The organism is Nocardia sp. NPDC003345 (assembly GCF_053589395.1).
The window spans coordinates 1-9,726 of the sequence record NZ_JBSFRU010000252.1 but is presented as its reverse complement, the minus strand read 5'-3'; the positions used below and the strand labels follow the sequence as shown (position 1 = coordinate 9,726).

Annotated in this window: 11 protein-coding genes; 5 read left to right on the top strand and 6 right to left on the bottom strand. The window is 70.0% G+C overall.

Translation table 11 applies throughout. The features are described 5' to 3' along the window. The coding region (locus tag ACWDU1_RS23555; protein WP_450001584.1) for a DNA-formamidopyrimidine glycosylase family protein at positions 1-186 on the bottom strand (186 nt) is incomplete at its 3' end. A gap of 9 nt (positions 187-195) precedes the next feature. Continuing rightward, positions 196-822, bottom strand: coding sequence for a potassium channel family protein (locus ACWDU1_RS23550; RefSeq protein ID WP_450001583.1), 627 nt, complete (start codon positions 820-822; stop codon positions 196-198). A 172-nt stretch (positions 823-994) separates the two neighbouring features. On the opposite strand from ACWDU1_RS23550, the gene ACWDU1_RS23545 reads away from it, so the two are divergent. The 4 genes from ACWDU1_RS23545 to ACWDU1_RS23530 all read left to right on the top strand — a co-directional run bounded on the left by ACWDU1_RS23545 (position 995) and on the right by ACWDU1_RS23530 (position 4,081). After that, a complete protein-coding gene (locus ACWDU1_RS23545; protein ID WP_450001581.1) occupies positions 995-1,594 on the top strand; it encodes a Uma2 family endonuclease in 600 nt (199 codons plus the stop codon). A 78-nt stretch (positions 1,595-1,672) separates the two neighbouring features. Next, positions 1,673-2,326 carry a maleylpyruvate isomerase N-terminal domain-containing protein gene (locus ACWDU1_RS23540; RefSeq protein WP_450001579.1) on the top strand — a complete coding sequence of 218 codons (654 nt, stop codon included), beginning with the start codon at positions 1,673-1,675 and terminating at the stop codon, positions 2,324-2,326. A gap of 92 nt (positions 2,327-2,418) precedes the next feature. Beyond that, a complete protein-coding gene (locus ACWDU1_RS23535) occupies positions 2,419-3,075 on the top strand; it encodes a HEAT repeat domain-containing protein (RefSeq protein WP_450001578.1) in 657 nt (218 codons plus the stop codon). A 16-nt stretch (positions 3,076-3,091) separates the two neighbouring features. Then, positions 3,092-4,081: a HEAT repeat domain-containing protein gene (locus ACWDU1_RS23530; RefSeq protein WP_450001577.1), complete on the top strand. Its 990-nt coding sequence runs from the start codon at positions 3,092-3,094 to the stop codon at positions 4,079-4,081. Between the two features lie 127 nt (positions 4,082-4,208). Here ACWDU1_RS23530 and cobM read toward each other — a convergent pair whose 3' ends face one another. Together cobM and ACWDU1_RS23520 are read right to left on the bottom strand one after the other, a co-directional pair. Then, the gene (gene cobM / locus ACWDU1_RS23525) at positions 4,209-4,967 is read right to left on the bottom strand and encodes a precorrin-4 C(11)-methyltransferase (protein WP_450001575.1); all 759 of its coding nucleotides are present in this window, start codon (positions 4,965-4,967) and stop codon (positions 4,209-4,211) included. A gap of 102 nt (positions 4,968-5,069) precedes the next feature. Then, entirely contained in the window at positions 5,070-5,495 is a 426-nt protein-coding gene (locus tag ACWDU1_RS23520) for a PPOX class F420-dependent oxidoreductase (protein ID WP_450001574.1), read from the bottom strand. A 236-nt stretch (positions 5,496-5,731) separates the two neighbouring features. On the opposite strand from ACWDU1_RS23520, the gene ACWDU1_RS23515 reads away from it, so the two are divergent. After that, positions 5,732-6,985, top strand: a complete 1,254-nt coding sequence (locus tag ACWDU1_RS23515) for an MFS transporter (RefSeq protein WP_450001572.1) — start codon at positions 5,732-5,734, stop codon at positions 6,983-6,985. A 49-nt stretch (positions 6,986-7,034) separates the two neighbouring features. On the opposite strand, the gene ACWDU1_RS23510 is transcribed toward ACWDU1_RS23515, so the two are convergent. Together ACWDU1_RS23510 and ACWDU1_RS23505 are read right to left on the bottom strand one after the other, a co-directional pair. After that, positions 7,035-7,913, bottom strand: a complete 879-nt coding sequence (locus ACWDU1_RS23510) for an alpha/beta fold hydrolase (RefSeq protein WP_450001571.1) — start codon at positions 7,911-7,913, stop codon at positions 7,035-7,037. A gap of 56 nt (positions 7,914-7,969) precedes the next feature. Continuing rightward, entirely contained in the window at positions 7,970-9,502 is a 1,533-nt protein-coding gene (locus ACWDU1_RS23505; protein ID WP_450001570.1) for an FAD-dependent monooxygenase, read from the bottom strand. Positions 9,503-9,726: the final 224 nt, after the last annotated feature.

The following is a 9,726-nucleotide window of genomic DNA, read 5'->3' as shown; positions in this document are numbered from 1 at the left end:
GGCCATCCCCAGGAACTTCCCCCAACGTCGCGCGGCGGTGACATCGCGGCCGGACAGCGCCGTGACCGGCGGATCGAATGTCTTGATGGCGCTCAGCGCGACCACATCGATACGCCCCACCACCGCGCCGACCGCGTGCTCCCGCAGGAACTGGGCCAGGGCCTCCACTTCGGGTAGTTCGGGCACAGGCCCAGGCTACCGGGGGTCACCGACATCGGAGCTGCCCGAATCGCGGCCCATATCGGAGCTGCCCGAACTACCACCGGCTTCGGGGAAGGCGGAGCTTCCCGGCCGGGGACGATTGTCGGCGGCGTCCAGACGCCGGGTGACACCGGTGCTCATCACGGTGATCAGCGTCCCGATGACCACCAGGTCGAAGGCCATCTGCACCGTGGTCGCGATACGCGCCGCCTGCCCCACGGCATGGATATCGCCGAAGCCCACGGTGCCCAGGGTCGCGACGGTGTAATACAGCGCGTCGTTACGGGTCACCAATTGGGTGAACTGCCCGGGGTCCCGCTGTTCGAGGAGGTAGTAGAACAGCGCGAAGAACACCACCACCAGCGAAATCAGGTACAGGAGGCCGTCGACCCGGTGGCCGGTGTCGCGGCTGGTCCGCAGGAACTGGCCGATCCGGCGGTAGGCGAGCCAGGACAACCCCGCCACCCCGGCCGCGAACAGCGTCACCGTCAACAGCCGGGTGGGCCAGAAGCCGGGTAGCTCGAGACCGGTCGGGACGAAGTAGTAGAACAGCAGCGCACTGGCCACAGTGCTCGCGTTCCGCCACAGATGCGCCGGGCCGCTGATAGCGCGAGATGCCATGCGGTCATGATCGGCCCGATCGGGCCGGGGACGAGGCGGACGCGCCGACACCGGCCCGACCGACCGGCACATTCGGGCCCGCGAACTATCATCCGAGGCGATTCCACAGGTCAGAGGCCCGTGCCATACTGGTCGGGTCAGTCGATCACCGTGCGCAGAGCGAGGGAAGCAGATGACCGCCGACCCCATACCGACGGACTCCCGGCCGTCCCTGGGTTGGCCGGTGCCGCCACCCGAGGGTTACTTCGCCGAAGACCTCGACCAGATGCCCGATCTGCCCTCGCATACCGAACTGATCGACGGGAGTCTCGTTTTCGTGAGCCCGCAGAAGTTGTTCCACATGTGTGTCGTCGACTTCCTGCGGTGGGAGTTGAAGAGCCAGGCACCTCGGCACCTCATCGCACTTCGGGAGATGACGGTCACGCTCGGCCCCCGCCAACGCCCCGAGCCCGATGTCATGATCGTTTCGGTCGACGCTTCCTCGAATCCCGAGACGACCACCTATCGGCCCGCCGATGTCGTCTTGGTCATCGAGGTCGTCTCCCCCGACTCGATCGAACGCGATCGCAAACGCAAACCCCAGCTCTACGCCGAGGCCGGTATCCCGCACTTCTGGCGGGTGGAGAACGTCGACGGCCGCGCCGTCGTCTACACCTACGAACTCGACCCGGCGACGGAGAAATACACGACCACCGGCATCCATCACGACAAGCTGAACGTCACCGTGCCGTTCGATATCGACCTGGACCTCACCCGCGCCACCGAACTCTGACGGCCGAAACCCTCTGGTAGCAGGCATATGAGATCGAATCCGGTCGCCTCGCCGGGTGGGTACTGCTAGCTTGCGGCCGTGGACTTCTCCCATTCCTGGACAGCGCTGCGCGCGGCGGTCGCCGAACTCTCCGACGAGGATTTCGGCCGGCCTTCCGGTTGCGCCGGCTGGCTGGTCCGGGATCTGGTGTGCCACTTGATCATCGACGCCCAGGATGTGCTGATCACCCTCGTCACCCCCACCGACAAGGAACCGACCCGCGACGCCACCACCTACTGGGATATCGCCGAGACGGCGCCGACCGGCGACGATCCGCTCGACGCGCTGATCGTCCGGCTGGCTGCCGCCTACCGCCAGCCCCGGCTACTGGAACTGCATTTCGACGATGTCGGTTCCGCCGCCGGCCGCGCGGCCGCACTCGCCGATCCGGCGATCGTGGTGAGCACCCGCGATCAGGCCCTCACCATCGGCGACTATCTCACCGCCTACATCCTGGAGTCGACGCTGCACCACCTGGACCTGATCGCCCATCTCCCCGATGCCACCCGCCCGCCCGACCGCGGGCTGGCCCGGTCCCGTGCCCTGCTCGAGGAGATCACGGGGGCGGCGTTCCCCGCCTCGTTCTCCGATACCGACGCGCTCCTGATCGGCACCGGCCGCCGCGCACCGACCGATTCGGAGCAGACCGAACTCGGCGAGCTGGCCGGGAAGGTCCCGCTGTTCCTCGGCTAGCCGTGCTGCGCCGAAGGACGACGGCCCGGCGCCAGGACTTGACCTTCACATCGTGACAAGGTCTTGAGTAGTCGGCGAAGGAGGTGGTTGTCGTGAACACAACCCACCACGGCGAGCCGGATGCTCGCCTGATCGCCGCGCTGACCGGCGCCGACTCGTCGTTGCGGCTGCGGGCCGCGCTCTCGGCCGGCACCTCGGCCGATCCGCGTCTGCTGGCGCCCCTGATCGAGCGGTGTGCGGTGGAACCGGATTTCTTCGTGCGCGACATGCTCACCTGGGCGTTGTGCAGGCTACCGGCCGAGATCACGGTGCCACGACTGCTCGACGAACTCGGGTCGGTGACGGCGCAGGCCCGGAGTCAGGCCCTGCACACACTGTCCAAGATCGGTGACGGCAGCGCCTGGCCCGCGGTTTCGGAGCTACTGCACGATGCCGACCACGAGGTCGCGCTCAGCGCCTGGCGGGCGGCGGTGGTGCTCGTACCGTCCGGCGCGGAGCCCCGGCTCGCCGCCGAACTGGCGAAGGAGCTCGGTCGCGGCGACCGCCCGGTGCAGCTCGGCCTGAGCCGGGCGCTGGCCGCACTCGACGCGGCCGCGATCCCGGTACTCGACGCGGCCACGCACAGCCCCGACCCGGAGATCCGGGCCCACGCGGCGGCGACCGAACAGCTCCGGCTCGACCCCGACAGCGGGTTCGTTCTCGCGACGGAGCTGGCCAAACGGGTCGTGGCGGCCGGTCCGGACGTATGAGAGGAAGGGCGACGCGATGTTGATCGGCGAGGTCTCGCGGCAATCCGGGGTCAGTACCCGCATGCTGCGTCACTACGACCGGCTGGGGCTGGTGCGGCCGACCGGCCGCACCTCCGGCGGTTACCGCGAATACTCCGCCGACGATATCCGTCGCCTCTTCCGCGTCGAATGCCTGCGGACGCTGGGACTATCGCTGACCGAGGTCGGGCAGGCGCTCGACGAGCCGGGTTTCACCCCGGCCGAACTGGTGGGCGAGCTGATCCGGCACACCCGGGCCCGTATCACCGCGCAGGAGGAGTTGCTGCGCAAACTCGAACGGGTCGACGCGGCCGCACCCGCGCAGTGGGGTGATGTGATCGGCCTGGTCACCCTGCTGCGGGCCCTCGAATCGGAGTCCGGGGCCCGCCGCCAGCAGGCGATACTGGCCCAGCACCGGGGCACGGCGCTGCCCGTCGAAACACTGGTGGAGGCGGCGCTTTCGGAAGAAGACCCGAATGTCGCCGGGGCGCTGCTGTGGTCGCTGGCCCGGGCCGGAGACGAGGGTCTGCCCGATCTGGCCGCCGGTCTGGATTCACCGCGGGCCGAGGTACGGCGGCGGGCGACGGCCGCCATCGCGGCGGTACCCGCGGCGGAGGCCACGGATCTGCTGCTACGGGCACTGAGCGACCGCGAGGTCACCGTCCGCGACCGGGCCGCCGTCGCGCTCGGCTCACGGCAGGTCGCCGAGGCGGTGCCCGCCCTGCTGGATATGGTGACCGGGGGGCGCTCCGATGTGGAAGCTGCGGAGACGCTGGGCCTGCTGGCCGGGGCGGAGGCGCGCGCCGACGAGATCGTCGGTGATCTGCGAGACCTGCTCGCGAGCACCGCGGACCCCGCTGTCCGGTTACGGATCACCCAGGCACTCGCCGAGATCCCGGGTGACGCTTCCCGAGAGGCACTGGCCGGCTTGACCCGCGACGCCGACCGGACGATCGCGGGGACCGCTGCCGCGATCCTGCACCGGTAGCCGGCCCCGAGCGGCTCGTCGCCGAGATCGAATCAGAGCATCCGGAGACCGAACTCGTGCCGGCGTCGCCGGGCGCCCACCACCGGGCTTACGGGTGCGGATCGGTCACCGATCCTCGGCGGCTCGGTCAGGAACCCAGATGCGCCCGGTCCCGCGCCGGGTCGTACAGATGCGATTGCGCACAGTCGGCTCCCGGCGCCAGCGCCCGTCCCACCACGATCACCGCCGCCTGCCGCAGCCCCGCCGCCTCGACCTGCCCGGCGATATCCCCCAGAGTGCCGCGCAGCACCAGCTGTTCCGGCTGGCTCGCCCGGTACACCACCGCGACCGGGCAGTCGGCTCCGTAGTGTTCCGACAGTTCGGCGGCCAGTTCCCGAGTCCGGGTGACCGCCAGGTGCAGCACCAGTGTGGCCCGGGTGCGGGCGAAACCCGCCAGTTCCTCGGTCTCCGGCATCGCCGTCGATCGCAGCCTGGTGCGGGTGAGCACCACCGACTGCACCACCTCGGGAACAGTGAGCTCGGCGCCCAGCGACGCCGCCGCGGCCGCGTAGGCCGGCACCCCGGGAGTGACATCCCACGGCACCCCCGCCGCGTCGAGGCGGCGGGTCTGTTCGGTGAGCGCGGAGTACAGGGACGGATCGCCCGAGCACAGCCGTGCCACCTCTCGTCCGGCGCGATGCCCCGCCACCAGATGTTCGGTGATCCGGTCCAGGTCCAGCCGCTGGGTATCGATCAGCTCGGTCTCCGGCGCGCAGTGCCGGAGCACCTCCGGGTCCAGGTAGGTCCCCGGATACAGGCAGACCCGGCACCGCCCGAGCAGCTCCACCGCGCGCACGGTCAGCAGGTCGGCGGCGCCGGGTCCGGCCCCGATGAAGTGCACGGTCATGCCGTGAGTCTAGATTTCGGCCCGCCCGCCCGGCCCGGCGCCCGTGGCATGCGGGTACGTGCCGCCGGGCCCCGGCTCGGCGGCGGCCGTCGTGACCCCCGCTCAGCCCACGGCGTCGAAGAACGCGATCACCTTGTGCGGTTTCACCCGCACCAGCAACTCGCCGGGCACGCCGTTGCGGCGCCCGAATTCCTCCGCGCGGGCAGTGCCCATATACCGCCCGCCGATCGCGGTGGCGGTGCGTAGCAGTTCGGCGGGGTCCTCGGACAGGGTCACGGTCCCCTGCACCTGTACCGCGCCGTAGGGCGGCTCCTCCAGGTCCACCACCAGCGCGATCCGCGGATCACGCTGGAGCGCCTTACCCTTCGCCGTGTCCTTCCCGGTATTGAAGACCAGTTCGTCGCCGTCGAGCAGAAACCACACCGGAGTCACCACCGGCCGCCCGTCGGCAGCGGTGAAAGCCACTTTGGCGGTGCGGGTTCCATAACTGAGGAAATCACGGACCGCGGGATCGGAGAGTGAGGCCATACCGCACACCCTAGGGCGGCCCTCGCATCGGACGATGCAGTTCCCCGGCGCGTCGGCCGGTGTGGGCGCGTCGGTGGGCGGTGCCCACGCCGGGATCGGCTCCACCAACCCCTCGCCCGAAATCGCGGGACAACGGACGGTTGTGGACCGCGACCGGATCGGTTGTTTGATCCGGCCGCGCGCCCCTGTTTCGATCTCGTCGATCGACAGCGCGCGGCCCGAGCCGGAGGTGATTTGTGGCGAGACGAGCACTGGGCCGGCCGTTCGGATGGCTGTGGATGTCCTACGCCGTGAGCGCCTACGGCTCGGGGCTGGGGTTCGGGGCGCTACCGCTGATCGCGGTACTGGTACTGGACGCCGCGCCGGTCGAGGTGTCGGTGCTGGCGGCGGTGGGACCCGCGGCCGGGGCGTTGATCGCGCTACCGCTGGGGCCGTGGGTGGAGTTCCGGCGCAAACGACCGGTGATGATCACCATGGATACGGCGCGGTTCGCGGCCCTGCTGTCGGTGCCGGTCGCCTACGCGGCGGGCGGGCTCACCTTCGCGCAGCTCATGGTGGTGTCCGCGGTGGTGGCGGCGGCGAAGATCGCGTTCAACGCGGCGAGCGGCGCGTACCTCGAATCCGTGGTGCGCCCGGGGGATCTGCTGATCGCGAACGCGCGGTTCGAGTCGACCAATTGGAGTTCCATCGCGGTCGGGCCGCCGCTGGGCGGGGCGGCGATCGGTATGTTCGGGCCGATCGTCACCGTGGTGGCCGATGCGTCGAGCTACCTGCTCTCGGCGCTGGGGGTCATCGCGATCCGCGACCGGGAACCGCCCGCGCCACCGCGTACCGGCCGACGGGGAATCCGGGTCGACGAGTTGTTCGACGGCTGGCGCCATATCCTCACCCACCCCGGTCTCCGGGGGCTCTATCTCAACCAGCTGATGGTCGGCGGGCTGATCATGGCCTCCGAGCCGCTACTGGCGGTACTGCTGCTGCGGGACCTCGGATTCCCACCCTGGCAGTACGGTCTCGCGTTCGCGGCCCCCTGTCTCGGCGGACTGATCGGGTCGCGCCTGGCCGGACGAGTGGTGGCCCGGTACGGGCGCAACCGCGTCCTGCGGGTGGCCGGCACCCTGCGCGCGGTGTGGTTGATCGGTCTCGCGGGGGTCGGGCCGGGGACCACCGGTCTCCTGACGGTGCTCGCCGTCGAGTTCGCCATCATCGTCTGTATGAGCCTGTACACCCCGGTACTGGCCACCTATCGGCTCGAGCACACTCCCCGCCACCGGATCGCCCGGGTGCTGTCGGCGTGGTCGATCGGCAGCGCCGCCGCCATCGCCGTTCTCAGCGCGCTCGGCGGACTGCTCGCCGGGGCAACCAGCACCCGAACCGGTTTGGTCGTGGCGGGCCTGCTCATCCTCGCGAGCCCGCTGGTGCTGCCGCGCCATCCGGACCCTCCCGGCGCGCCCGCGTCCGCCGCACCACGGGCAACAGTAGGTCGATGATCGAGCCGCTCGGCGGCGCGCGCACGCCACATCCGGCGCGACGACGAAGTTACCGGGCTGTATGAGACAGGATGGCCGCGACCAGTTGCTCGTGCACCTGCGGCGGCAGCGTATGGCCCATTCCCGCCACGGTCATCAACCGGGCCCCTGGAATCCCCTCGGCGATCAACGCCCCGTGCCCAGGTTTGGCCGGTTCGTGGCTGCCCTCGATGACCAGCGTGGGCGCCGTCACCCGGTCCAGCACACCGACCGGCTCGAAATCCGGATCGGCCGCCGCGGCCAGCCGGTGGTTGGCCACCGCCGACAGGTCACGGGCGCGGTCGTGGATTCGTTCCTGCAGCTCACGGGCCGCGGTCTCGTCGAACGGGAGACCGGTTCCGTGCAAGACGCGCTGTTCGGCGATCATGGCGTCGATTCGGTCGGCGCGGTTGTCCGGTGGCGAGGCCGAGAGCAGCGTGCGGTAAAAGGCGATGAACTCCGGGACCGGCTCGGGCAGGCTCGGTTCGGATTGCGGTTGCCCGAGCAGTGCCCGCATGATTACCCGGCCTTCGCCGCCGCCGAGCGGTGAGGAGCCGATAACGGTCAGCGAGCGCACCCGGCCGGGCTGCTCGGCCGCGATGTACTGGCCGAGCAGCCCGCCCGCGGAATGGCAGACCAGATGGGCACTGTCCAGGGCGTGGGCGTCCATCACCCGGTAGACGTCGTTCTTGATGTCGTGCCAGGTGTAGGGGCGGGCCGCGAAATCGACGGTGTCCGACCTACCGGTATCGCGGTGGTCGTACCGGATGACTCTGCGGCCCCCGGCGACCAGGCGGGCCACGAACTCCTCCGGCCACAGGATGCCCTGCGACATCGAGCCCATGATCAGCAGAATCGGAGCGTCGGTCAGGGCGCCGGATTCTTCACTCCAGATGTTCACGTCCTGCATGGCTGAGCACAGGTCCTTTCTTTCTCGGGCGATGCCGTGCCGCGGCGGCGGATTCATCACTCGGGTCGCGGGCCGAACCAATACGACAGCGCCGCCTCCAGTCCCGCGGCCGCCGATTCGGCCGGTTCGCCGATGGCCGCGGCCCAGGCGATATAGCCGTCCGGGCGGATCAGGAAGGCATCCGCGGGGCGGTTTTCGGTTTTGCCGGTGTGGATTTCGATCGGCTGCCGGTCGCGGGCGATCTCGCGCAGTTCCGGCCGTTCCGCGAGGTCGATCAGGAGTGGGCGCGCCGACCGCATGAGTTCGGCGACGGTGGTGGTGCCGCTGTCGGTGTGCAGGGTGAGATCGGGGGCGAAGGTGCCGGTGGCGGCGTGCCCGTTGGGATTGGGGAGTGTGTAGCGGATATCGGAGCCGGCGATCAGGGCTCCCATCCGCCGCAGGGGTTGATCGTCGGTGAGGAGTTCCTGGAACACCGCGCGCAGGGCTTCGGCCGCCGGATCGGTCCCGCGACGCAGAGCGACCTGGGCCTGGGTGTGCAGCATGGTGCGGGCCGCCGCATGGTGACGCTCGTCGTGGTAGGTGTCCAGCAGACCCTCCGGCGCCCGGCCGTCCACGGCGGCCGCCAGCCGCCAGGCGAGACCGACCGCGTCGAGCATGCCCGCGTTGAGCGCCACCCCCGTGGCGGGGAACAGATGCGCGGCATCGCCGGCCACCAGGATGCGGCCGGCCCGGTAGCGGTCGGCCTGCCGGGCCTTGAAGGTGAACCGTGACATCCGGGTGGTTCGCGCCACCGGCAGGTCCACCCCGAGCACCCGGTGGATGCTTTCGCGCAACTCGGGGACGGTCATCGGGACATCGTCGTCGTACTCGGTGTTCTCGTCCTCGATGGTGTAGACGGACAGGGACTCCGAGGTGGGCGAGGCCGCCATACCGAAGAGCCCGCGCTCGGTCCGGGTGAATCCCGCCCGGACCGTCGCACCCCCGGGGACCTCGAGGTCACCATCGGCCAGGACTGTCACCGACTCCGGGACGGTGATCTGCGCCAGCCGGTTGACCTCGGGATACACGGTGCCCGGGAATTCGATCCCGGCCATATCGCGAACCCGGCTGCGGGCCCCGTCGCAACCCACCAGATACCGGGCGCGAATCCGGTACTCCCCTTCCGGCCCGCGCACCCGCGCGGTGACGGTATCGGCGTCCTGGGTCACGTCCGAGACCTCGTGCCCGCGCCGGATTTCGATATCCAGCTCGCTCGCCCGCTCGCTCAGCACCTGTTCGAGCCGGTGTTGCGGTAGTGGCAGCGCGTGCATCGGCGACTCCGCCAACTGCGTGAGATCCACATGGACACCACCGAACGGGAACCGCGGCGCCGGAACGGGATCGACGCAGGCGGCCTCGAATCGTTCCAGCAGCCCGCGATAGCGCAGCAACTCCAGGATCTGCCCGCCGAGCCCGCCGGCTTTCGGGGTGTCACGGGGTCGCGGCTGCCTTTCCAGCACCAGCGGCCGCACGCCGGCGAGCCGCAACTCGGCGGCCAGCAGCAGGCCGGTGGGCCCGGCGCCCACGATGATCACGTCGGTTTCCGTCATACCGATCTCCTCATTGTTGTTCGCACTGCTCGTCCCGGTCGCCGGTGTCCCGCGCATCCCACACTCTTTCCGGGCCCACGGCCCCTCGAAACTCTCTCCCGGAAGGGCCGGCCGGGATCACGATCCCGGCATGGTGAACGCGCAGGTCGAAGAGGCCTACACCGGACACGAGGTGGTGACCGCGTTCGGCCACGCCGGACAATTCGTAGGGCTTGCGCCGCCCC